18 protein-coding genes and 1 pseudogene are annotated in these 24,063 nt (G+C 49.4%); 8 read left to right on the top strand and 11 right to left on the bottom strand.

Translation table 11 applies throughout. The features are described 5' to 3' along the window. Nucleotides 1-23: 23 nt before the first annotated feature. Together pheS and CIP100161_RS05645 are read right to left on the bottom strand one after the other, a co-directional pair. Nucleotides 24-1,079, bottom strand: coding sequence for a phenylalanine--tRNA ligase subunit alpha (pheS, locus tag CIP100161_RS05650; RefSeq protein ID WP_155872648.1), 1,056 nt, complete (start codon nt 1,077-1,079; stop codon nt 24-26). Nucleotides 1,080-1,210: 131 nt separating this feature from the next. Then, entirely contained in the window at nt 1,211-2,029 is an 819-nt protein-coding gene (locus CIP100161_RS05645) for a TrmH family RNA methyltransferase (protein ID WP_155872646.1), read from the bottom strand. A gap of 245 nt (nt 2,030-2,274) precedes the next feature. On the opposite strand from CIP100161_RS05645, the pseudogene CIP100161_RS05640 reads away from it, so the two are divergent. Beyond that, nucleotides 2,275-2,818 (top strand): annotated as a pseudogene (locus CIP100161_RS05640) (hypothetical protein). 248 nt (nt 2,819-3,066) lie between these two features. Here the strand turns inward: CIP100161_RS05640 and rplT are convergent. From rplT to uvrA, 4 genes are all read right to left on the bottom strand, one after another. Beyond that, nucleotides 3,067-3,450 (bottom strand): 50S ribosomal protein L20, encoded by a 384-nt coding sequence (gene rplT, locus CIP100161_RS05635; RefSeq protein ID WP_003851301.1) that lies wholly within the window; start codon nt 3,448-3,450, stop codon nt 3,067-3,069. A gap of 61 nt (nt 3,451-3,511) precedes the next feature. Next, nucleotides 3,512-3,706 (bottom strand): 50S ribosomal protein L35, encoded by a 195-nt coding sequence (gene rpmI, locus CIP100161_RS05630; RefSeq protein ID WP_003851299.1) that lies wholly within the window; start codon nt 3,704-3,706, stop codon nt 3,512-3,514. A gap of 29 nt (nt 3,707-3,735) precedes the next feature. Then, entirely contained in the window at nt 3,736-4,257 is a 522-nt protein-coding gene (gene infC / locus CIP100161_RS05625) for a translation initiation factor IF-3 (protein ID WP_071570303.1), read from the bottom strand. Nucleotides 4,258-4,527: 270 nt separating this feature from the next. After that, complete coding sequence (gene uvrA, locus CIP100161_RS05620) at nt 4,528-7,389, bottom strand: excinuclease ABC subunit UvrA (protein ID WP_155874541.1); 2,862 nt, start codon at nt 7,387-7,389, stop codon at nt 4,528-4,530. Between the two features lie 160 nt (nt 7,390-7,549). Here uvrA and CIP100161_RS05615 point away from each other — a divergent pair, with 160 nt between their 5' ends. The 3 genes from CIP100161_RS05615 (at nt 7,550) to CIP100161_RS05605 (ending at nt 11,665) form a co-directional block, all read left to right on the top strand. Beyond that, entirely contained in the window at nt 7,550-8,188 is a 639-nt protein-coding gene (locus CIP100161_RS05615) for an MBL fold metallo-hydrolase (protein WP_155872644.1), read from the top strand. A gap of 184 nt (nt 8,189-8,372) precedes the next feature. Then, nucleotides 8,373-9,230: a DoxX family membrane protein gene (locus CIP100161_RS05610; protein WP_155872642.1), complete on the top strand. Its 858-nt coding sequence runs from the start codon at nt 8,373-8,375 to the stop codon at nt 9,228-9,230. 122 nt (nt 9,231-9,352) lie between these two features. Beyond that, the gene (locus CIP100161_RS05605; protein ID WP_155872640.1) at nt 9,353-11,665 is read left to right on the top strand and encodes a HelD family protein; all 2,313 of its coding nucleotides are present in this window, start codon (nt 9,353-9,355) and stop codon (nt 11,663-11,665) included. Nucleotides 11,666-11,712: 47 nt separating this feature from the next. On the opposite strand, the gene CIP100161_RS05600 is transcribed toward CIP100161_RS05605, so the two are convergent. The 4 genes from CIP100161_RS05600 to coaE form a co-directional block, all read right to left on the bottom strand. Further along, nucleotides 11,713-12,153 carry a universal stress protein gene (locus CIP100161_RS05600; RefSeq protein ID WP_003851286.1) on the bottom strand — a complete coding sequence of 147 codons (441 nt, stop codon included), beginning with the start codon at nt 12,151-12,153 and terminating at the stop codon, nt 11,713-11,715. A 228-nt stretch (nt 12,154-12,381) separates the two neighbouring features. Then, entirely contained in the window at nt 12,382-14,478 is a 2,097-nt protein-coding gene (uvrB, locus tag CIP100161_RS05595; RefSeq protein WP_155872638.1) for an excinuclease ABC subunit UvrB, read from the bottom strand. A 49-nt stretch (nt 14,479-14,527) separates the two neighbouring features. Beyond that, nucleotides 14,528-15,760: a TIGR04053 family radical SAM/SPASM domain-containing protein gene (locus CIP100161_RS05590; RefSeq protein WP_155872636.1), complete on the bottom strand. Its 1,233-nt coding sequence runs from the start codon at nt 15,758-15,760 to the stop codon at nt 14,528-14,530. A gap of 185 nt (nt 15,761-15,945) precedes the next feature. Further along, nucleotides 15,946-16,548 (bottom strand): dephospho-CoA kinase, encoded by a 603-nt coding sequence (gene coaE, locus CIP100161_RS05585; protein WP_155872634.1) that lies wholly within the window; start codon nt 16,546-16,548, stop codon nt 15,946-15,948. Between the two features lie 386 nt (nt 16,549-16,934). Between coaE and CIP100161_RS05580 the strand changes: the two genes are divergently transcribed. The 3 genes from CIP100161_RS05580 to dcuC all read left to right on the top strand — a co-directional run bounded on the left by CIP100161_RS05580 (nt 16,935) and on the right by dcuC (nt 21,533). After that, entirely contained in the window at nt 16,935-18,962 is a 2,028-nt protein-coding gene (locus CIP100161_RS05580) for a glucose PTS transporter subunit IIA (RefSeq protein WP_155872632.1), read from the top strand. A 111-nt stretch (nt 18,963-19,073) separates the two neighbouring features. Beyond that, nucleotides 19,074-19,901, top strand: coding sequence for a PRD domain-containing protein (locus CIP100161_RS05575; protein ID WP_155872630.1), 828 nt, complete (start codon nt 19,074-19,076; stop codon nt 19,899-19,901). Between the two features lie 219 nt (nt 19,902-20,120). Next, complete coding sequence (gene dcuC / locus CIP100161_RS05570) at nt 20,121-21,533, top strand: C4-dicarboxylate transporter DcuC (RefSeq protein ID WP_155874540.1); 1,413 nt, start codon at nt 20,121-20,123, stop codon at nt 21,531-21,533. Between the two features lie 83 nt (nt 21,534-21,616). Here dcuC and rpsA read toward each other — a convergent pair whose 3' ends face one another. Continuing rightward, entirely contained in the window at nt 21,617-23,077 is a 1,461-nt protein-coding gene (rpsA, locus tag CIP100161_RS05565) for a 30S ribosomal protein S1 (RefSeq protein WP_155872628.1), read from the bottom strand. A 210-nt stretch (nt 23,078-23,287) separates the two neighbouring features. Between rpsA and CIP100161_RS05560 the strand changes: the two genes are divergently transcribed. Next, on the top strand, nt 23,288-24,055 hold the full coding sequence (locus tag CIP100161_RS05560; RefSeq protein ID WP_155872626.1) for a class I SAM-dependent methyltransferase: 768 nt from the start codon (nt 23,288-23,290) through the stop codon (nt 24,053-24,055). Nucleotides 24,056-24,063: the final 8 nt, after the last annotated feature.

The raw sequence follows: 24,063 nt of genomic DNA, 5'->3' as shown, positions 1-24,063 counted from the left end.
ATTCTTTGGATACTCGAATTGCTCTACGCCTGAACACCAAATGGAAGAGTGAAACGAACATCGCCTTCCACCATGTCACGCATATCAGTCAAACCATTTCGGAACTGCAAAGTACGTTCCAATCCCATTCCAAAAGCGAATCCTGAATACACTTCTGGGTCAATACCTGCGGCTTTCAACACGTTAGGGTTCACCATGCCGCAGCCGCCCCATTCGATCCAACCAGCACCGCCCTTTTTATTGGGGAACCAAACGTCCACTTCAGCTGATGGTTCAGTAAAAGGGAAGTAATTGGCACGCATACGGGTTTTTGTTTCTGGGCCAAACAAAGTCTTAGCCAAATGATCAAGTGTGCCACGCAAATGAGCCATAGTTAGGCCCTTATCCACAGCAAGACCTTCTACCTGATGGAAAACTGGAGTATGTGTCGCATCTAATTCATCCGTGCGAAACACGCGGCCTGGGCACACAACATAGACCGGCACCTCCCGGGACAACATGGTTCGCATTTGTACCGGTGAAGTGTGAGTGCGCAAAACTTGACTCGAACCAGGCTCGCCGACGTGGAAAGTATCTTGCAACGTACGGGCAGGGTGATCAGGGATGAAATTTAGCGAATCGAAGTTGAAGTACTCTGCTTCTACTTCAGGCCCGTCTGCCACCTCATAGCCCATTGCTACAAAGATATCCGCGATCTTTTCACTAAGGGTCGTAATTGGGTGTAGAGCACCTGTCTGATGACGCGTTGTAGGAACAGTGACGTCTACCCGCTCAGCCTTCAGCACCTCTTCGAGATGTTTAGCTTCCAAGACTTCTTTTACCTGAGCAAAGTGTTTCTCTACACGGCCCCGAGCCATGTTAACAAGACGACCGGCATCTTTACGCTGATCTTTAGGCAGAGTGCCTAGGCTACGTCGCGCTTGTGGAATCGGTGCCTCATCACCTAGATGATCTCGACGAGCGATATTTAACTCATCTAAGTTTGAAGCAACGTCAAAGGCACGGATCGCGGCATCAGCCGCTTGCGCTAGGCCCTCCTCAGTCAGCTCGACAGCGGGATAGTCCGGTTGTTCAGACACTCGATGCTCCTCGTCATAGTTAGCAGAAGTTATAGATAACCATGACATCATACCCCGTTATGCCAAGCCGAAGACCAACTCGCCCACTACTGGGAAAGTGGGCCAATTACTTGTGAGAGGAACTCACCTACTCAGTTATCTTTGTGAGCTTGTGCTTTTGAAGATTCATACATACAAATACTTGCAGCAGTTGCGAGGTTGAGAGACTCTGCCCTACCACGAATGGGAATACGAACCGAATGATCCGCAGCAGACAATGCCTCATCATTGAGCCCATGAGCCTCATTTCCCATCAGCCATGCCGTGGGCTTTTCTAACAATTCACCTGCTGTATCCAAGTTAATTTCACCTTGGGCAGTCGTTGCTAACATCTGCACATTTCGAGCCCGAAGAATCTGCCAAACTTTTTGCATGTCCGGTTCTCTCACGACAGGAATATGGAATAAAGATCCAGCACTTGCCCTGACAGCCTTTGGCGATTGCGGATCTACCGTTGATCCCGCGAATATCACGCAGTCTGCCCCCATAGCGTCTGCCACACGAACCAACGTACCTGCATTACCAGGTTCACCAGTTTCGACCGCCACGCACACCAATGATGGATTACCTTTTAGCGCTTCTCGAGCACTCCACAATACTGGAAGGCAAACCGCAAAAATCCCAGTAGAGGTCATGGTGTCCGACAGGCTCTTTGCAGCACGATCAGTAATCGGGTGAACAAAAACCCCCATATGCCCTGCAGCTGTAACAATTGCTTCAAATCGCTCAGCAGCTTTTTTGGTAACAAAAAGGTCTGTAGCAGCACCCGTAGCAACTGCAGCCTCAACTGCATTTTCCCCTTCAGCAAGAAAATGATCAGCCTTCTTACGGCCCGCAGAACGCAAGAGTTTAGCGGCGTTCACTACACGAGGGGTTCTTTCAGTAAAAGGGGAGGAAAAATCAATCGGCATAGTTTTCTACCCTATCAGCGCACTCTAAATAAACCCCTAGTTGACCACAATATTCAATTGTGGACTTTCCATCTACCATATCCATGGGTCTGACTAAAAATTGGTGGCATATCCGATAAATCGCACCGTCAAAGCGCGGTTTCCAGTGGAAAGTACACACGTCGCTGATCTAACTTACTAAAGGAAAGCAAAAATATTGCTTATACCACAGTGGAGTTCTCCTACCACTGTCGCAGAAGAACCCCATGATTAAAGCAACATACGGTGTGCTCGCACGAGTTTTTGCGATTATCCTCATAGTCGTTGGCACCGCAGCTATTTTCGGCGGAACCTACGCCCATGGTTTTGCGACTGAACAGCTAAAACAGGAAAGAATTACAATGCCAACGCAAGAAGGCATCGACAAACTCGAAGATCAAGCTTCAAAAGAAATTTTGCAGCAGTGGGTCGGCCAAGATCTCACTACTGGACCACAAGCTAAAGCATGTGCTGACAATTACATCTGGCAGCACATGATGGCTTCCTCTGGTGGCAAGACTTTCCAAGAATTTGGCACTGTTATTACGCAAGCCAAAAGGATGGAAAATCGGCCGATGGGATTGCAGCACTTCAAAAGAGGCACGATAGCCTCTTTTGAAGTGCTGCCCTCCGCGGCATTCTTTTGAGCGCCTATGAATGTGGCTTGTTGGCAGCATTGCTTTGTGGGCAGGAATTGGCTTGATCGTTTTGGGTCTTATTCTTGCTGCACTCGGATTTGTTACTTGGAGTGCTAAAAAGACTCAAGCATAAATCTACAAATTTGTTTCTCCCCTTTCACATATCATTTTGCTACGCATTAGGAAGTCTGATTTCCGAAAGTAGCCGCGATATGTGAGGGGGTTTTAATCTACTAGTTCAGCCTTTTACTTCTAGCTTTAAACACACTGGCAAAAGTGTCAACCACATATGTCTCAACGCGAAAGGCCACACTCTTCGAATAAGAGTGCGGCCTTTCGTTGATATCAATGGAGCATACGCTCACATTGATTAAAACCTTATTAGGCAGCCTTAGGAGCGTTAACGTCTGCCGGCAAAGCAGCCTTTGCAGCTTCGCAAATTGCGGAGAACGCAGCAAAGTCGTTAACTGCCAAGTCAGCCAAAACCTTACGGTCAACCTCGATCTCAGCAAGGCGCAGACCCTGGATGAGACGGTTGTAGGTGATGTCGTTCATACGAGCAGCTGCGTTGATACGGGTGATCCACAGCTTGCGGAACTCAGACTTACGTGCGCGACGATCGCGGTAAGCGTAAGTCATGGAGTGCAGCCACTGTTCCTTAGCCTTACGGTACAGGCGGGAACGCTGACCACGGTAGCCCTTGGCGGACTTCAGAATCTCGCGACGCTTCTTCTTGGCATTCAGTGAGCGCTTGACACGTGCCACGGTGTTACTTCCTTATCAGTTATATAGGTCTAAAGGGTAATGAGAATGAAGGGGAAAGGAATTAAGCCTTGCCCAAGAGACGCTTGATGCGCTTGGTATCAGCCTTAGCAACATCCTCGGTACCCTTCAAACGACGAGTGCGCTTGGAAGGCTTGCCCTCGAGAAGGTGGCGGCGGTTAGCCTGCTCACGACGGAGCTTGCCGGAACCGGTGATCTTGACGCGCTTAGCGGTGCCCTTGTGGGTCTTCTGCTTCATGAAAATTACGTCCTTTTTGTTTTAAGTGTCTACTTCTTACCCTTGCGCGCTGGACCAAAGACCATGGTCATATTACGACCATCCTGCTTTGGCTTGGACTCAACGATGCCATACTCGGCAACATCGCCAGCCAGGCGCTCAAGGAGACGGAAACCAAGTTCAGGACGAGACTGCTCACGTCCGCGGAACATGATAGTGACCTTTACCTTGGATCCCTTTTCGAGGAACCGGATCACATTGTTCTTCTTCGTCTCGTAATCGTGGTCATCGATCTTGGGACGGAACTTCTGCTCCTTGACCACAGTCTGCTGCTGGTTCTTCCGAGCTTCACGCGCCTTCTGCGCCTGCTCGTATTTGAACTTTCCATAGTCCATAATTTTGCAGACTGGCGGTTTAGCATTCGGAGCAACCTCAACCAAGTCAAGGTCTGCTTCGTAGGCAAGCTTACGGGCGTCGTCGATACGCACGATGCCCACCTGTTCACCGTTCGGTCCGACTAGACGAACCTCGGGAACTCGGATGCGCTCATTAATGCGAGCTTCAGCGCTGATGGGGACTCCTCAAGTAGCAAATGTATGTGATATACCGCGCCCATCGCTTATAGAAACTTCTTCAAAGGAAGAACACACAGAAAAAGCCCGCCTCACAAGAGGCGGGAGATCTGCTTGCTGGGGTTAAACCCATACCCTTTGACCTTTGTCCAGCTGTAAACAGCGGCTTCAGGTGGGAAGATCTCCACTTGCGACCCGATCAGAAGAACCAATCAGGCGGTAGTACGGAAATACTAACAGAAGACAGCAAGATTTGTAAAATATCATTCGTTATTTCGAAGCTGCTAGAACTTCTTTGAGGAAGCCTCCCGTATACGAACCCGAAACTTCAGCTACTTGTTCAGGGGTTCCTTCAGCAACCACTGTTCCGCCTCCAGAGCCACCTTCCGGCCCCATGTCGATTACCCAATCGGCTGCCTTAATGACGTCCAGATTATGCTCGATGATAATGACAGAATTGCCTTTATCAACTAGTCCTTGGATCACCAACATAAGCTTACGAATATCTTCAAAATGAAGACCTGTTGTTGGCTCATCCAAAATATAGACTGTTCGACCATTCGATCGCTTCTGAAGCTCCGCGGCAAGTTTCACTCGCTGTGCCTCACCACCAGACAATGTGGTAGCCGACTGTCCCAGACGCACATATCCAAGACCTACTTCGGTAAGAGTTTTAAGATACCGATGTATAGAAGTAATGGGTTCAAAAAACTCTGCAGCCTCACTAATTGGCATGTCTAATACTTCAGCAATGTTCTTACCTTTGTATTTAACCTCTAGCGTCTCTCGGTTGTATCGAGCACCGTGACATACTTCGCACGGCACATACACGTCTGGCAGGAAATTCATCTCAATTTTTAAAGTGCCGTCGCCTTGGCACGCCTCGCAACGACCACCTTTGACGTTGAAGGAAAATCGACCAGGCTTATAGCCCCGAACTTTTGCTTCTGTTGTTTCTGCAAAAAGGTTACGAACTTTATCAAAAACGCCGGTGTATGTAGCGGGGTTTGAACGCGGTGTTCGACCAATGGGAGATTGATCAACCTGAACTAATTTATCGAGGTTGTCGATCCCTTCTACTCGCTGGGCACGCCCTGGAACAGTACGAGCTCTATTAAGTTCATTGGCCAAGACTTTTGCCAGAATCTGGTTTATCAGTGTGGATTTGCCCGAGCCCGATACTCCTGTCACACATGCCAAAACACCTAATGGGATCGTGACGTTGATCCCCTTGAGGTTGTTCTCCTTCGCACCAACAATTTTCAGTGCTCTGTCCGGATCAATCGCACGCCGTTTCTCAGGTACTCCAAGGACTTTTTTCCCAGATAAATACGCACCTGTGATGGACTCTTTACAGTCAACAATTCCCGCAGGTTCACCTTGGTAGACGATTTCGCCACCGTATTCTCCCGCTTTTGGCCCTACGTCGATAAGCCAATCTGCTGCCCTAATCGTATCTTCATCATGCTCGACAACGATCAGTGTGTTTCCGATATCACGGAGTCGCTCGAGCGTTGAGATCAACCGCTGATTATCGCGTTGATGTAGTCCAATAGAAGGTTCATCGAGAACATACAATACGCCTGCGAGGCCTGACCCAATCTGGGTGGCTAGACGAATTCGCTGAGCCTCGCCGCCAGACAGCGTCCCTGCTGCACGATTCAAGGTTAGGTATGTCAGCCCGACGTCCAAAAGGAACCGCAATCGCGCATTTATTTCTTTAAGAACAGCGCCGGCAATAATTTCTTCTCGTTTGCCCAGCACTAAGTCCTGAAGAAAATCAGATGCGTCTTGAATAGACAGCTCACTCAATCCTGCGATTGAAAGCTCTCCATGGCTCGATGATGCTAATCGGACAGCCAAGATTTCAGGTTTTAGCCTCGATCCATGACACGTAGGACATGCAACCTCACGTGTATATTGCAGCAACCGATCTTTCTGTGACTCGGTATCCGCTTGCTCCAATTTACGTTCGATGTAACCCAAGACCCCTTCAAAAGGGGCGGTCCACGTTCTCACACGGCCATACCGGTTTTTATACCGTACGGTTACTTCTTCTTGACATCCATGAATCAACGCATCGCGCTGGTCTGCTGATAGTTCATCGAAAGGAGTGTCAGGATCAAAATCTTTAGCTTTAGCGAGGGCTTCAATGAGTTTTTCAAAATACTTGTGGTTGGGACTTGAATTCCATGGCTGAATTGCTTTTAACGCTGGGGCGTGCGTATCAGGAATCAATAGTTCGGCATCAACCACTGTTCGTGTACCTAAGCCATCGCATGCGGGACATGCACCGTAAGGTGAATTAAAAGAAAATGCCCGTGGCTCCAATTCATCGACGCTTAATGTATGCCCGTTAGGACATGATCTTTTCTCGGAAAATCGAACGAATCGCTGTGGATCATCTTCACTCAGGTCCACAAATTCGAGAGCTACAACGCCGTCGGCAAGCTTCAGTGCCGTTTCTACCGAATCAGTCAAACGCTGCTGTTGCGATGCCTTTACCTGTAGACGATCCACAACAACGTCAATATCATGCTTGACCTGTTTTTTAAGCGTCGGCGGCTCCGAAAGTGAATAGATGGAACCATCGACGCGAACACGCGAATAGCCTTGAGTTGCTAGGTCCGCAAAAAGATCAACGAACTCCCCTTTGCGCGTGCGTACTACTGGAGCAAGAACCTGGAATTTTAGCCCTTGTTCCATATCCATGACTTGATCAACAATTTGCTGTGGCGTTTGTCGTTCGACTTTGGCGTCACACACAGGGCAGTGAGCAGTGCCAGCGCGAGAAAACAATAATCGAAGATAGTCATACACTTCAGTGATAGTGCCAACGGTGGACCGAGGATTACGATTTGTTGACTTTTGATCGATCGAAACCGCAGGTGACAATCCATCAATGAAATCAACATCCGGCTTGTCCATTTGGCCTAAAAACATGCGCGCGTAGGAAGACAACGACTCAACATAGCGCCGCTGCCCTTCTGCAAAGATCGTGTCGAACGCTAGAGAAGACTTACCGGATCCCGAAAGGCCAGTAAATACAACCATAGCGTCGCGTGGGATATCAATATCCACACCTTTGAGATTGTGTTCACGGGCGCCGCGGACTACAAGACGATCAACCACTAACGATTCTTCCTTACGCATGGGGATGGGAAAAGAACAAAGTCCATTGCGATAACCAGCACAAATCGCTAGTTCACGCTTGGACATGCCCAGACTATCGAGCTATATACAACCAACACTACATCATTTCGAACATACTACCGAAGGAAAATTGATTAGTGTGGACACTATGACTAACACATCTTCCGCTGAAGGTATTTCACTACACCACATCTCAGTATCTGATCTAGACAACAACTGCTATCTACTAACCACGGAGTCGGATGAAGGCACTCAAGGCTTGCTTATCGACGCCGCCGACAACGCGCCAGCCATCCTAGACTTGGCCGAATCAGCGGGCGCGCGCATCACCGCTGTTGTAACAACGCACCGGCACTTTGATCATGTCAGAGCACTTGAGGATGTCCTGGACGCGACTAAGGCAATACATTATGCCAGTTCCGGCGATAGCCCTCGTCTCCCCCGATCCGCTGACACAACGCTAGGCGAAGGCGACGCCCTCCACTGGGCAGGCCATATCTTGAGAGCCCATATTCTCCGCGGCCACACCCAAGAAGGGCTAGCACTCAGCATCAAAATAGATGGCATCTACCATCTATTTGTCGGAGATAGCCTTTTCCCAGGAGGGGTAGGAAAAACCTCAACACCAGCGGACTTCAATCAATTGCTCACAGACGTTAAAACTAGGCTATTCGATGTATATCCAGATACTGCTGTTGTACATCCTGGCCACGGAAAACCTACTACTTTAGGAACTGAGCGTCCACATCTGGAGCAATGGCATCAACGCGGTTGGTAATTACCTCAGTTCATCCCACAGATCTTCTTACATAAAGCCCATAGTCTTTACCAACTTGTTGCAATTATCGCGAGCAGGAACAAGCAATGGTCTGTAGCATGGGCATCGTATTCTGGTTTGATGATCCGAACACTAAACGATCAAAACTAGTGATTTTAAGGGCTTAAGAGAAAGGGAATTCTATATGATCCGCAAATTTGCTCGCCCCATGCTCGCCTCCGTTTATGTGGCTGACGGTGTCGACGTTGTTCTCAACAGCCAAGCTCATGTGGAAGGCACGCAGGCCGTTATCAACCGACTGCACACGGTTGTTCCTCGCAAATATATGAAAAAACTTCCAGAGGATCCACAAGTAATCACTCAGGCAGTTGGAGCAACCAAAGTATTAGCTGGCAGCTCACTCGCACTCGGTAAAGCACCTCGCACCTCCGCTACTGTTCTGGCTGCTATTAGCGTTCCAACTATCATCGCTCGCCACGCGTTTTGGGAAACTCAAGATCGTGAAGAAAAAATTGCCCGACGTCAGGGCTTTTTAACGAGCATCGCATTACTTGGCGGTTTGGCAATCACGAGCGCAGATACCGCCGGAAAACCAGGTTTGAAATGGCGTGCTGATAAAGCTGCACAAAAAGCATCCACGCAGATTCAGCAAGCCCTGCCTACTAAATCTGAGACCAAAAAATTTGGCGACCAAGCATCTACTGTTGCAAACCAGACAGCATCCGCAGCGAAGGATTTAGCGAAGGATTTGTGGAACGAAGCAACTGATGCCGTTTCTGAATACAGCCAAACAGCGCAAGACTACCTCGAAGATAACAAAGATGATTGGCTAGCTCTTGCACAAAAGAACGCTATTTTGGCTAAAAAGAAAGCCGTAAAAGTTGCAGCACGCGCTCAAGAACGCGCAGCTCAAGCATATGAAAGTGCAGAAAAATCTACTGGCCGCAGCGCCAAACGAGCTTCTAAAAAAGCTAACCAACTGCAGCGAAAAGCAGAAAAATCTCTGAACAAAGCAATGAAACGATTCGATTCAGCTTTCTAGAATCACCTTCATGCAATCCAGAAACTAGTGCTGGCTTTATCACCTAACGAGAGGCGGTGATAAAGCCAGCACTCGCATTTCCCACTACAACGATTAAATGCTAACCGTAGTTTAGAAGCGGTATGATTGACAGCTTGTTCTTTCATAACCACACGAAAGGCACGCGATCAATGAAACACCCCATTGACTCAACTTCTGCAGAGATCCAAGATGAACAGGCTTACGTCGATAAGCTATTTGGAAAACTCGACGAGGAAGTTGTAGCAGCGAATCAACGACTCAACGACGTTATGTTGCACGTCGACCCTGCCAACCCTGATGCGGAAGCATTGGTCAGACGTGAAACTGAATATCACGCATTGAATGAAAAAATCGACCGCCTCAACATTGCCCAATTGGGATTAGCGTTTGGCCGAATCGACGTAACTACCCAGCGCACAGACCTTATCGATAATTTGGTCGCAGGAACAGAAAACGTCGACCGTCGTTATATCGGACGCATGGGGCTTGACGATCGCCAAAATGATTACCGGACTCTCCTATTGGACTGGCGTGCGCCATTAGCTCGACCGTTTTACTTGGCTACTACTGCCCGCCCCGAAGGCGTCTTGCATCGTAGACACATCCGTACACAAGGACGTTCAGTCGTAGGTATAGATGATGAAGTGCTCAGTGGTGCTGGTGCAGAAAATACTCACAATGAGTGCGCAGATGTAGTGAGTGAAACCGCTTTGTACCGCGCTATGTGTTCTGCACGCACCGGCCACATGCATTCCATTGTAGAAACCATTCAACGCGAACAAGATGATATTATTCGCGACCCGACACGTGGAGTCATGGTCGTTGAAGGCGGACCTGGTACAGGTAAAACTGCTGTAGCGCTGCACCGAGTGGCGTACCTTCTCTATACTTGGCGCGATCAACTCGCAAAAACTGGAGTGCTCATCGTAGGTCCAAACCGTAGTTTTTTGGACTATATTTCTCGAGTTCTTCCAGAATTAGGCGAAACTGGTGTCGTGTTATCAACTGTTGGGGATCTCTACCCTGGTATTAACGGCACCTCTGTTGAAGATTCACTCACACGTGAGATTAAAGGCAGTGAGGAAATGGTCACTGTTCTCCGGCGGCTGGTGCAGGAGTATCAGCAGGTTCCTTCGGAGCCATTTGCCATCAAAATCGATGGCCTAGAACTCACAGTCACTCCAAACATGGTAAAAAAAGCGCGAACGCGCGCTCGCAGATCAAGGCGACCTCACAATGAAGCAAGGCCACTATTTACCGAGCAGTTGACTGAGCTGCTTTCACATCAAATGGCAGACCTTATTGGTGCTGACCCCATGGGCGGAAAGAATTTGCTCTCGGCTGCCGATATCGCGCAATTACACGATGACCTGCTAGAAGAATCCGTCGTTGCCAAGCTAGTCGATGAGTACTGGCCACAGCTTAATCCTCAAGACACATTGATGAGTCTGCTTGAATCGCACAGCATGATCAGCAAAGTTGCCTACGACTACGACGAGGAAACTCAAGAGGCTCTATGGAGACAACAAGGCAGCCCATGGGCTGCCTCAGATGCAGCACTGTTGGACGAACTAGCTGTCATCATCGGGGTACCGGATCCAGAAAAAGAGCGAGCCGAACAAGAAAGAGCGTGGCGCGAACAAATCGAAGAAGCTCGGGATGTACTAGAAATCCTCACCGGTTCAGCTAATACAGACCTAGATGATGAATCCGACGCTGAGATCCTTTCAGCTCATGATGTCATCGATGCAGAAACGTTAGCCCGACGCCAAGAAGTTCGTGATATTAGATCAACAGCGCAACGTGCACGTGAAGATCTAGCGTGGGCGTACGGCCATGTCATTGTCGACGAAGCCCAAGAGCTCACTCCCATGGAATGGCGAATGGTTATGCGTCGCTGTCCATCACGATGGATGACCCTCGTAGGCGATACCGCACAAACTAGTTCTCCGGCCGGAGTTGACTCTTGGGCTGAAACCCTAGAGCCGTTCGTCAGCGGTCGCTATGTAACCCACCACCTCACCATTAACTACCGCACGCCAACAGAAATCATGGAATGGGCTAATAAAGTCCTTCACGTTTTTGCACCTGACGCAGTAGAAAGCACAGCGCTACGACAATCAGGTACCCCAGTACGCTTCGAAAATAGTGATGTTCATGCAAGTGAGATTGCACAAGAGCTCCGCCGAAATGATCCGTCACGACTTACTGCCATCATTGGACCTGACAGCATGGCGAACAACGATATTCTCGGCGTTTCAGATGTCAAAGGGTTGGAATACGATCATGTTGTTCTGATCAACCCGATCAATATTGTTAATGAATCCCCACAGGGATGGCAAGATCTTTACGTTGCACTAACTCGGGCCACGCAGTCCCTTTGTATCATCGGCGATCTTCCTGATTTATCATAAAAAATGGTGCCATGCGATAAAGCATGGCACCATTGCGTATTTGCTCTTTAGCTTACGGTGTGAACAATCATGACGTCACAATCCGACTGACGTGCAACATCAGCAGGAACCGAACCGAGCAGACGACCGGTCAGGGAGTTAATTCCGCGGTTTCCCACAACGAGTAGATCTGCGTTGTGCTCGCGAACGATTGCCATCAATGCCTCAACTGGAGTTCCTGGACGAATGGCAGTCTCAATCTTGGTAGCGCCAATCTCCTTTGCCACTGCAGCTGCTTTATCCAAATTCTGTTGAGCTGGATCGTTACCCAACACAGTGACAGAATCTTGTCGCAGGGTCTTGGAAGCATCTTCTTTATTTTCGTAATAAGCACAGCCGACAACCAAGGTGCAGTCCATAGCAGCAGCAATCTTTGCTGCACGCTCGACAGCTAGCATCGAGGACTTGGAGCCATCTGTACCGACAACGATGGTGGAATAATCGCTCATGAGAGCCTTTCATTGTTGAACTCGCGTTACATGCTTAATTGCTAGCCAGCCTACTCCTAAATTAAGAGCATGGCAGGCAAGCGCAATAACTGTAAGTTTAACAATATATTGCGTTTTTAAATACCAATCGAATGGTGACGTTATAACAAGCAGATAGCAGGATTAAGGCACGTCACAATAGGAAAATTCAATATCCATACTCACAACAGTGGCCTAGAAAACACCCATTTATGCAAGCCCTATTTCTTCCATACCGCGAAGTTCTTTCTTCAATTCGGCGATCTCATCACGTAAACGTCCAGCTAATTCAAACTTTAATTCCCGCGCTGCTGTACCCATCTGGGTCGTAAGGTCGTCGATAAGCGATCGCAACTCTGCCACGGGCATCGACGACGTATTCGCTTTAGAAACAACCACGGCGTCAGACGAAGGTGCCGTACCTTCGGCCTTACTTTCTTGAACCTGTTCCAAGATATCCGCGATCTTTTTGCGTAGCGGCTGTGGATCGATTCCATGCTCCTTGTTGTATGCAATCTGTTTTTCTCGACGCCGCTCGGTCTCATCGATCGCATATTGCATAGAATCTGTGATCTTATCTGCGTACATAATCACAGCGCCTGAAACATTTCGGGCTGCACGACCAATAGTCTGAATCAACGATTTAGTTGATCGAAGGAATCCTTCTTTATCGGCATCCAAAATAGCTACGAGAGACACCTCCGGTAAGTCCAAACCCTCGCGCAACAAGTTGATACCAACGAGAACGTCATATTCCCCTAATCTGAGCTGCCTCAGTAACTCAACACGTTGCAAAGTATCGATATCGGAATGCAGGTACCGCACTCTAATACCATTTTCTAGAAGATAATCTGTGAGGTCTTCGGCCATTTTCTTTGTCAGAGTGGTTACTAATACACGCTCGTCTTTGGCGGTCCGCTGTTTGATCTCATGAATGAGATCGTCAATCTGGCCCCGAGTCGGTCGTACATCAATTTCCGGATCTACCAGACCAGTAGGTCGAATAACCTGTTCCACGTACTCACCGCCCGAAGCCGCAAGTTCGTAATCTCCAGGAGTTGCCGACATATACACCGTTTGCCCAACGCGTTGTTCAAATTCTTCCCACGTTAGGGGACGATTGTCGAGAGCCGAAGGTAACCGGAATCCAAATTCAACCAAGTTGCGCTTACGCGACATATCTCCCTCAAACATTCCGCCAATCTGCGGAACTGTCACATGGGACTCGTCGATAATCGTCAAAAAATCTTCAGGGAAATAATCAAGCAACGTTGCCGGTGCGGACCCAGCTGGTCGGCCATCTAGATGCCGAGAATAGTTCTCAATACCAGAGCAAAAACCGACCTGCTCGATCATTTCTAGGTCATATTCGGTGCGCATACGTAACCGCTGTGCCTCTAGAAGCTTGCCTCTGTTTTCTAAATCTTCGAGACGATCATGCAACTCAGCTTTAATATCCTCAACAGCTTTTGCCATGCGTTCTGGCCCCGCGACGTAGTGTGTCGCAGGAAATATACGAACTTCGTCTACCCGTCGAATAACGTCTCCAGTTAAAGGATGAATGTAATACAAAGCGTCAATATCATCACCGAAGAACTCAACGCGGATCGCAACCTCTTCATATGCGGGAATGATATCGACTGTGTCACCTTTTACGCGGAAAGTTCCTCGCGTAAAACCAACATCATTGCGATCGTATTGAATATCCACGAGTAGTCTCAAAAAACGATCTCGTTCAACTTCTTCATCTACGCGTAAAACAACAGATCGATCCAAATATGACTGAGGAGTTCCCAAACCATAAATACAGGAAACTGAAGACACCACCACCACGTCGCGTCGAGACAGCAACGAACTGGTGGCTCGGTGCCTAAGCCTTTCGACGTCATCGTTAATAGAGGAGTCTTTTTCAATATAGGTATCCGTTTGCGCTATATACGCTTCAGGCTGGTAGTAATCGTAATAAGAAACGAAATACTCAACCGCATTATTAGGAAGCAATTGACGTAGCTCATTAGCCAATTGCGCCGCTAGAGTCTTGTTCGGGGCCATCACAAGAGTAGGCCGCTGCTGTTGCTCAATAAGCCACGCAGCTGTTGCAGACTTACCAGTGCCCGTTGCACCTAATAAAACAACGTCTCGTTCTCCCCGTGACAATCGTGCGTCTAATTCCTTGATAGCAGCTGGCTGGTCACCAGCCGGCTCATATTCGGAGATGACCTCAAATCGCGCATCTGCACGCTCAATATCACCCACCGGACGAAATTCTGAAACCGATAACTCTGGATGTTCCGCCGCAAAAGCCATATCCAAAAGTGTAGTGGCTGAATCATTTTCTCGCCCGAAACACCAATTTTTAATCTTCTACGCCAGAATGACCCGCATCTAACCACGGCTGCGGTATATATACACACGTAGGATCTGAAGCACGAACGTCACCAGTGAGCGCATAAGCAGTCGAACGCGAACCACCACAGACATCATGAAACTCACATACTGAGCATTTACCATGCCAGTGGTTAGGGTCTCTTAAAGCTTGAAATGTTGGCGATTGTGAATAGATAGTCTTAATTGAGGCTTGTTTTACATTGCCGCAGTGAATTGGCAAGAAACCACTAGGATAGACATCTCCGATGTGATCAATAAAAACAAAACCTGATCCCGAATTTACTGCCATCGGCGGACGTGGGCGGCGTGGTTGAACTGGGTGGGCCCCTAGTAATTCCGTAGTTTTTTGGGTTAGGTATCGATAAAGTTCACCGCCAAGATACTTATCAAGCTGGCCTTCTTTCCGTAAGCGCTGCTGGATCACTACGCGGCGATATTGTGGCGCTTCAGTAGTTTTAATCGCAATACGATCGGATACGTCGGCAAGCCAATGCAAAACATCTTCACGCTCGTGAGGGTTTAACGCATTTAAGGCAGCACCACGCCCAGTTGGCACAAGGAAAAATACGTACCACATTTTTGCACCCATCCCCATCACTGTCTTCAATAATGCTGGAGCTTCTCGGATGTTGGACTTCGTAAGGGTGGAATTAATTTGCAGCCTAAAACCTGCTTGAAGAATATCCGCTGCGCGCTCAACCGTCGTGTCGAAAGTCCCACTAAAACCGCGAAAGGCATCATGCGTTTCTGCGGTTGCTCCATCTAAAGACATCGACATTGCTTTGCCGCCGAGTTCATGAAGTCGGTGAATTCTTTCGGGTATCAAACGCGGGGTGACCGACGGCGACAGAGAAACATTTAAGCCAAGAGAAGTACCGTAATCCACCAACTCTTCAAGGTCTTGACGCTCAAAGGGGTCGCCCCCCGTAAGCACTACCAATGGCTTAGGTCGTTCATATGATGCTAGGTCTGAGAGCAATTGTTTTCCCTGTTCAGTGGTCAGCTGTTCAGGGTGAGGTTCGTGCTGTGCGTCCGCCCGACAATGCTGACACACCAAGCCACAAGCCCTCGTTACCTCCCAAATTGCGATGAATGGTTTGAGGTTAATGTCTCCTCGAATGTGCCGGACCTCTTTAAAATCAGCAACATCACTTGATGTATGAGGAACTTGAAGCGAAGTTGGGTTGAAAGTTGTTGACACCTGACGTCGACCTCCGGCTTGGGGCAAAAGTAACCACTGAGCTGTAATCTACAAATCAACCTTTTGATTGATTTCCATATCAACCATTTTGAAACTAGTTGCCTACCTAAATCTAGTTAGGCAACAGTAATCAAGGCCGCGCCATCTCAATCACAATCTCAACTCCAAAATGCATAACTTCCTGCTCATTCCACTTGTTCAACAAAACGTTGCCATAATTCACAAGCCGAACACTCTAGAGCATCCCTAGATCCAGAGTTATCAATCACATAATCCGCGCGCATTCGACGATCCTCATCGCTCATCTGTCGCATTATCCGATGGCGCGCATCATCCTCCGCCAGGCCTCTCAACTTCACAAGCCTATGAACTCTCAGCTCGGCCGGAACATCCACCACAACCACATCGTCCACTAGATCCGACATTCCAGATTCCAACAGCAGCGGATGATCAAGCACTAGGACTTGAACTCCTCCCACCCGAGCACGCTCGATACCCATCCCAATCTGATACCTAATTGCCGGATGAGTAATGGAATTTAGTTGCGCTGTTTTCTCTTCGGAGATAAAAACGCGCGCGGCCAACTCCGCTCGCCGAAGTTTTCCTTCCACATCAAGGAGATCCCTGCCAAAAGCTTGAGCAACTTCTTCAAGCACCTTCGACCCAGGTTGCATCAGGTCACGAGCAATAGCATCAGCGTCTATAACGATTGCTCCACAACCTTGCCAAATCCTCGCGACTGTAGATTTGCCACTGCCAATACCGCCAGTTAATCCAATAATCCGCATACTCGTACTGTAACCCAACGACCATCACGCCCCTCCACCCCCGAAAAGATCAAAATGTGATTCAGATCCAATTAACCCCATCAGACTTACTAAAATTATTTAAAAACTTCTCTTTACCTGCTTTTTTACAAAGAGTAACAATCCTTAGAGGCATTGATACCAATGGATCGGTCAAGCTTTAGACCTTTGCATAACAACGGTCACACCTTTCCAACAAGGTAAATACACATCACGATTGTCTTTGCTGCGTAGCTAGCTGTATTCTCAAACATGGATTGTTACTTCGGGCAAGACCTAGGACGTTTAATTGCAGCGCCCTAGGTCTTTTGTGGTTTCTAGGCTTTTTACATGAGATCGAGCCCGTCTATAAATGAAAGGAAAAGCGAATGTCTACGCAAACCCGCGAAGATACCGCTCGGGCCATCCTTGATGGCATCGGTGGTGCGGGCAACATTACATCGTTTACGCACTGCGCGACCCGCCTGCGTTTCGAGCTTGCCGACGCCTCCAAGGTTGATAAAGCAGCCCTAGAATCTATCCCTAAGGTCATGGGTGCGGTCCCACAAGGCGGCCGCAATTATCAGGTCGTCATTGGTGGCGATGTAGCCAACGTCTACGACGACATGACCCACCTCCCTGAAATGAGTTCTGCAACTCCTTCAGATGCCGATATCAAGGCTGCTGCCCGTGCAAAGTCTAAGGGCAAACTGCCATGGATGGACTCTTTCTTTGAGTACCTATCCGACTCTTTCCGTCCAATTCTGGGCGTGCTGCTGGGCGCTTCCCTCATTATCGCTTTTACCGCTGTACTCGATGCATTCCACATCGTCGACTTCCGCGCAGCCGACAAGTCGGCTTCTTGGGTCTTTGTCGATGCGATGTGGCGCTCGGTCTTCTACTTCCTGCCAGTCATGGTGGCCTTCAACGCGGGTAAGAAACTGCGTATCGACCCGTGGGTTCCAGCCGCCATTATGTTTGCGCTATTTACCCCAGAGTTCCTTGGACTTAAAGGGAGCTCTACGGCTGAATGCGTAACCAACGCAGCCTTGGGCACCGAAACCTGCCATGCTCCAATCTTCGGCATCAACATGACCTTCCCCGATTACGGCGGAAACGTCTTCGTGCCGTTGATCATGGCCGCTGTCGCTGCAGTTGTTTATAAGAGCTTCCAGAAAGTCATTCCTACCGCAGTCCACATGGTTTTCGTGCCATTCTTGACGTTGGTCATCATGATTCCTGTGACCGCCTTCATCATCGGCCCATTTGGTACTTGGGCTGGCAACGGTATCGGCCTTGGCTTGTCGTGGATGAATGAGAACGCACCATTCGTTTTCGCACTTGCTATTCCACTGCTATACCCATTCTTGGTTCCACTCGGCCTACACTGGCCTCTCAACGCCTTGATGCTCATCAACATTCAGACCTTGGGCTACGACTTCATTCAAGGCCCAATGGGTACCTGGAACTTCGCTTGCTTCGGCGCCACCGCCGGCGTCTTGGCACTGTCCATCCGCGACAAGGACACCGTAATGCGCCAGACCGCTGGCTCTGCTCTTGCGGCAGGTCTTCTCGGCGGCATCTCCGAGCCTTCCCTCTACGGCATTCACCTCCGCTTCAAGCGCGTGTACCCACGTATGCTCGCCGGTTGTTTTGCAGGTGGCTTGACCATCGCTGTATTGTCCACCATCTTCGAACCAGTTACCACCAAAGCCTTCGTCTTTACTTCGATCCCAACCATGTTCGTGTTTAACCCCGCATGGATCTACATGGTTTCGATCTTGGTCGCTTTCACTGTGGCATTCCTCGCCATCTTCATTACCGACTATCGCACCGCAGAAGAAAAAGCAGAAGCCTTCGCTCGTCACGACAACGCTGACGACGTTCCCGCAGCAACAGTCCCAGCTACTACCCCAGCGCCTGCAGCTGCAGCTGTAAAGCCCGCCGGTGAGTGCAATGTCGGTTCCCCTATCACCGGCGAGGTACTCCCTATGGCCGAAATCGCCGATCCTGTATTTTCCGCAGGCACTCTAGGCGATGGCGTTGGAGTCAATCCAACGGCTACCGCTGGTGCTGGCACAGAGGTTTATTCGCCAGTCTCCGGCACCGTTAAATCTGCAATGAAGTCCGGACATGCTTACGGAATTAAGACAGATGACGGCGTCGAGGTTCTCGTTCACATCGGAATTGATACCGTTCAGATGAAGGGCGAAGGTTTCACGCCTGCAGTCCAAAAGGGCGATCGCGTAGAAGCAGGGCAAAAACTCGCCACAGTTGATTACGACAAGGTCCGCGCAGCAGGATATGGCACCACCATCGTCGTTGCAGTTACCAACACCAAGGCTATGAAGGCCGTAACCCCAACGGGCGTCAAGCATGCCAGCGCGGGTGACACCATCTTCACTGTTACGCAATAAACTGAACATTCGATACTGCACCCTGTTATAGGGTAGCCTTCGAAGTCACTTATAGCCAAGAGCAGGGTCGCTTCCTTTCTGGGAAGCGACCCTGCTTTAGAATGAGTACTCATGCAAATTCTGCGCGTTTTTAACAACAATGTGGTTCTCGCCCGTCGTGGTGATGAAGAGGTCATTGCGACCGGCCGCGGCCTGGGATTCCAAGCTAAGACTGGGGATGACGTCGACCCCACAAAGGTGGCACGCGTTTTCGTTCCTGCTGATGGCCGAGATCCAGACCACTCCGCGCTCATGCTTGCCGCTATTCCTGGTGAGTACATTCGGTTGGTACTCGAAGCCATGGAACGCGCTGGTTTGTCAGAAAAACTACGCAGCACACTCACTCTCGTGATTGCCTTAGCCGATCACGTACATGCAGCATCGACTCGCACCAAATCAGTTGAGTACCCGCTAGAGGCAGAGGTTCGCCACCTTTACGCCGAAGATTTTCATAGTGCGCAGCGGTTACTCAAAGAAATTAACGCCGATTTACAAAAGCCTCTCGATGAAGCCGAGGCAATCGCATTAACACTCCACATTGTTAATGCTGGTTTTTCAGTAGGAGACCTATCTGGGACGTATCGGATGACCGGTCTTATTGAACAGCTCTTGGAGATTATCGGCGGTTTTTATGGAACGACACTGAGTGGAGAAGATATTTCCGTCGCTCGGTTTATTACCCATCTGCGCTATCTTTTCGTCCGCATGGCCGAGCACAAACAGCTTGACTCACCTAAAGCACAGGTAGCAAGCACAATTGCCGAGCAATACCCCACCGCTGCGCAATGCGCCAAAGCTCTTTCGGCCATCATTGAATTACGTATGAATGCCCCTCTAACAGCAGAAGAAGTGTCCTACCTCACCTTGCACGTCGCTCGCCTCGGCGCAGACAATCGCTAGGCAATTGTCGTAGTATTTCTCGTGTCAATGGTCACAAGTAGAAGATATTCTCCACAGAGGTCATAACCTCTAGCTAAAGTGGTTACTACATGAAAGTGTTAGATTAAGGCCACACGGGGAGATCACCGCGTCAGTTTGGCAAGATCGAACGTTTTCACCAGCAAAGGCCAGTACTCCTTACATGACGCGGATGGTCGCTATGCCGAAGGACCTCAGATAGTGCTTTATCTCCTCATAGCCCTCATTTCCTTCGCCGCAGTGATGTACCTGATTATCAAGAAAGTCAATGCTGCTGCTGCGATTTTCTTCGTTGGTGTACTTCTTCTTATGATTGCGGCTATTTCCGGAAAAGCCGAGCCGTCAGTAGAAATCAAACCATCTGGTAATAGTTTTTACGATGAGTTGCTTGTCATAGAGGCACTTTTTAAATCCAGATTTTCTGGAATTGGCATGGCCATCATGGTGCTCTTTGGTTTTGTCTCCTACATGCGCACAATTGGAGCCGATGCCAAAGCAGTCGTTCTTTTATCTGCACCCCTCCAAAAAATGCGCGGTTCTTACTGGATGGTACCGATCGGTTTTACCATTGGAACTGCGTTGTCACTGATCGTGCCCTCAGCGTCCGCACTTTCCTTACTATTGGTAGCTACTCTTTTACCAGCACTCGTCGCAGCCGGTCTAACTCCACTCACTGTGGCCGCTATAATCGTCACCTCATCAACCATCGTCGCTACTCCTTTGGAAGCTGGTCTTATCCAAGGTGCTGATCTCGTGGGTATGCCAATTTCAGAATATGTGTACGGCAACGTTGCTAAGGCCACTATTCCAACTCTTGTGATCACCGCTTTTGTTCACATGGCTTGGCAACATCATTGCGACAAAGTAGATGAACGCAAATCAGCGCTTCTCTCAAGTGACACGACGTCGATTCAACATGACACGTCAGCAGTAGACGACGCGCTCCGTCGCGCAGCTGGACTTCCCGCCTACTATGCCCTCCTCCCCTTGCTACCACTTCTCCTTATTTTGGTGACGGCCGTCTTACATCGCGCCGACCTATTATCTTTTGAAGCTGGCATTTTACCGGTCACAATTGTGTCTCTATTCATTTCACTAATAATCGAATCCATCCGTCATCGTAGCCTCATGGATGCACTAGAAACTGTGAAACTCTTTTTTAAGGGCATGGGAGAAGGTGCTGCAGGTGTCGTCGCACTATTGGTTGCAGCTGCGGTACTCGTCGAAGGCGTCACCCAACTAGGTGTGATCGATATGCTGATTAATGCTACTGAGGGATCCTCTGGCGCTGCTGTAATTATCATTTTGGCATTCGTTGCTTCCACAGCACTCATGTCAGCTTTAACGGGATCTGGTACAGCTCCTTACTTCGCATTCTCTGAAGTCGTACCGTCGCTTGCAGCCCAGACTGGCGTTTTACCTGTTCAAATGCTTACGGCAATTTGGGGAACGTCCAATTTGATGCGCCAGGTGTCCCCCGTTAACGCGGCAGTCATTATTGTTTCGACTGCGATTAATGTCAGCCCTATCAAACTCGTCAAACGTACATCTGTACCCATGATTGTTGCCACGATTTTGAACGTGGTGTTTGCGTTCATTTTCATTCACGTTTAGCACGCCATGCGTCGAAGAAAAAGGTGGTAGCCCTAGCACATTTGCTAGGGCTACCACCTTTAAAGGCTTCTAATCAGTACTGATTAGCTACCAGCGAGCTTCTCGCGCAGAGCAGCGAGCTGCTCGTCGGAAGCCAAGGAGCCACCTTCTGCCTCGGTGTTAGCTGCGGCCGGAGCTGCCTCAGCGGACTCAGAGGAGTAGTTGGTAGCTTCGCCTGTTGCTGCAGCTTCAGCGGCAGCAACACGGTTCTTCTCAATCTGAACAGTGTGGAGCTGGAAGCGACGCTCGGACTCAGCGTAGCGAGCCTCCCAAGCCTGACGCTGCTCGTCGAAGCCCTCGAGCCATTCGTTGGTCTCTGGATCGAAGCCCTCAGGGAAGATGTAGTTACCCTGCTCGTCGTAAGAGTCAGCCATACCGTACTTGGATGGATCGAACTCTTCGGTGTAGTCTTCGTCAGCCTGCTTGAGGGACAAGGAGATACGACGACGCTCAAGGTCGATGTCGATGACCTTGACCATAGCCTCATCGCCGACGTTAACGACCTGATCTGGAACCTCAACGTGGCGCTGAGCCAACTCGGAGATGTGAACCAAGCCCTCGATGCCCTCTTCGACGCGAACGAACGCACCGAATGGAACGAGCTTGGTGACGCGACCTGGAACGATCTGGCCAACAGCGTGGGTGCGTGCGAATACGCGCCATGGATCTTCCTGAGTTGCCTTCAGGGAGAGGGAAACGCGCTCACGGTCGAGATCGACGTCGAGAACCTCAACGGTGACCTCGTCACCAACGGTGACAACCTCAGATGGGTGATCGATATGCTTCCAGGACAGCTCGGAAACGTGAACGAGGCCGTCGACACCGCCGAGATCGACGAATGCGCCGAAGTTGACGATAGAGGAAACGACACCCTTGCGGACCTGACCCTTTTGCAGCTGGTGCAGGAACTCGGAGCGAACCTCAGACTGGGTCTGCTCAAGCCATGCACGACGGGACAGAACAACGTTGTTGCGCTGCTTGTCCAACTCGATGATCTTTGCTTCGATCTGCTGACCGATGTAAGGATCGAGGTCGCGAACACGACGCATTTCAACGAGGGATGCAGGCAAGAAGCCACGCAGTCCGATGTCGAGGATGAGGCCACCCTTGACAACCTCGATAACGGTACCGGTAACTGGCTCGTCCTTCTCCTTGAGCTCCTCGATAGCGCCCCATGCACGCTCGTACTGTGCACGCTTCTTGGAAAGGATCAAACGGCCTTCCTTGTCCTCCTTGGTGAGAACAAGTGCGTCGATCTGGTCGCCGACTTCGACAACCTCATCTGGATCGACGTCGTGCTTGATGGACAGCTCGCGGGAAGGGATAACACCTTCGGTCTTGTATCCGATGTCAAGCAAAACCTCATCATGGTCAACCTTGACCACGGTGCCCTCGACGATGTCACCATCGTTGAAGTACTTGATGGTTGCGTCGACTGCAGCGAGGAAATCCTCAGCGGTTCCGATGTCGTTAATCGCAACCTGAGGGACGTTGTTGGTTGGCATATGTATAAATGCTCCGAAAATAATGCAGGAATCGTTGATGGACAGGAACGCGTCTCTCAAAACACCGCATAACCTTGGTGTTTGATCCCACTAGAGTTACAGTGCCATCCTCCTACTAAGACAACCTGCAACTTAAGCACAGACACGCTGTGACAACAGTAGTACATAATCCCAGCTAGATCAAGCAGTTTGAATGGAAAAGAATGATCGATGATGAACACCTCTTATAAAGACCACCACAACAATCAAGAAATCTCGGACGCCAATCGAGATTGGTGGGATTCAGATGCCCAGCGTTATCACAACGACCATGCGGCATATCTCAATGGATTTCATTGGTGCCCAGAAATGCTCGCAGAAAGCGAGGCACATCTATTGGGTGATATTTCAGGACTAAATGTTTTGGAGATAGGATGCGGATCTGCCCCATGTTCTCGCTGGCTATCAAATAATTATGATGCCTTTGTTACGGGATTTGATCTATCAATGGGCATGCTTCGGCACTGCCCCCTCAACGTGCCTCTCGCCCAGGCTAACGCCATGAATCTTCCCTATAAAGACAACAGCTTCGATGTAGTATTTTCCGCTTTTGGCGCCTTCCCCTTCATAGAAAATTTGGGCCCAGTGTTAGAAGACATTGCACGGTGCCTTAAGCCTCGTGGCAGATTCGTGTTTTCCACAAATCATCCCATGCGATGGATCTTCCCAGACGATCCCACCGAAGCAGGATTATGCGCTGAGCTGTCTTATTTTGATCGAAGTTACATAGAACGCGATAAGAATGGCAAAATAACCTACGCAGAATTCCATCGCACTATGGGTGATTGGATCGAGCTCCTTAATGCCTCTGGATTCATGCTAGATCGTCTCATTGAACCAGAATGGCCTACCAATCTCACTGAAACATGGGGCCAATGGTCACCGCTGAGAGGTCGAATCTTTCCAGGAACGGCTATTTTTGTCACTCATTGCCGTTAGCCCGTGAC

Origin of the sequence: Corynebacterium rouxii (assembly GCF_902702935.1) — a bacterium.
Classification (GTDB): domain Bacteria; phylum Actinomycetota; class Actinomycetes; order Mycobacteriales; family Mycobacteriaceae; genus Corynebacterium; species Corynebacterium rouxii.
The sequence above is the reverse complement of the archived record's forward strand: the minus strand, read 5'-3'. Positions and strand labels throughout refer to the sequence as shown.

What these genes read in the sequence shown, in the direction of transcription:
- CIP100161_RS05645 (WP_155872646.1), bottom strand. Translation starts at nt 2,029, where the DNA reads ATGCCGATTGATTTTTCCTCCCCTTTTACTGAAAGAACCCCTCGTGTA.
- rpmI (WP_003851299.1), bottom strand. Translation starts at nt 3,706, where the DNA reads ATGAAGCAGAAGACCCACAAGGGCACCGCTAAGCGCGTCAAGATCACC.
- CIP100161_RS05610 (WP_155872642.1), top strand. Translation starts at nt 8,373, where the DNA reads ATGATCCGCAAATTTGCTCGCCCCATGCTCGCCTCCGTTTATGTGGCT.
- CIP100161_RS05605 (WP_155872640.1), top strand. Translation starts at nt 9,353, where the DNA reads ATGATTGACAGCTTGTTCTTTCATAACCACACGAAAGGCACGCGATCA.
- CIP100161_RS05600 (WP_003851286.1), bottom strand. Translation starts at nt 12,153, where the DNA reads ATGAGCGATTATTCCACCATCGTTGTCGGTACAGATGGCTCCAAGTCC.
- uvrB (WP_155872638.1), bottom strand. Translation starts at nt 14,478, where the DNA reads ATGGCTTTTGCGGCGGAACATCCAGAGTTATCGGTTTCAGAATTTCGT.
- coaE (WP_155872634.1), bottom strand. Translation starts at nt 16,548, where the DNA reads ATGCGGATTATTGGATTAACTGGCGGTATTGGCAGTGGCAAATCTACA.
- CIP100161_RS05580 (WP_155872632.1), top strand. Translation starts at nt 16,935, where the DNA reads ATGTCTACGCAAACCCGCGAAGATACCGCTCGGGCCATCCTTGATGGC.
- CIP100161_RS05575 (WP_155872630.1), top strand. Translation starts at nt 19,074, where the DNA reads ATGCAAATTCTGCGCGTTTTTAACAACAATGTGGTTCTCGCCCGTCGT.
- rpsA (WP_155872628.1), bottom strand. Translation starts at nt 23,077, where the DNA reads ATGCCAACCAACAACGTCCCTCAGGTTGCGATTAACGACATCGGAACC.
- CIP100161_RS05560 (WP_155872626.1), top strand. Translation starts at nt 23,288, where the DNA reads ATGATGAACACCTCTTATAAAGACCACCACAACAATCAAGAAATCTCG.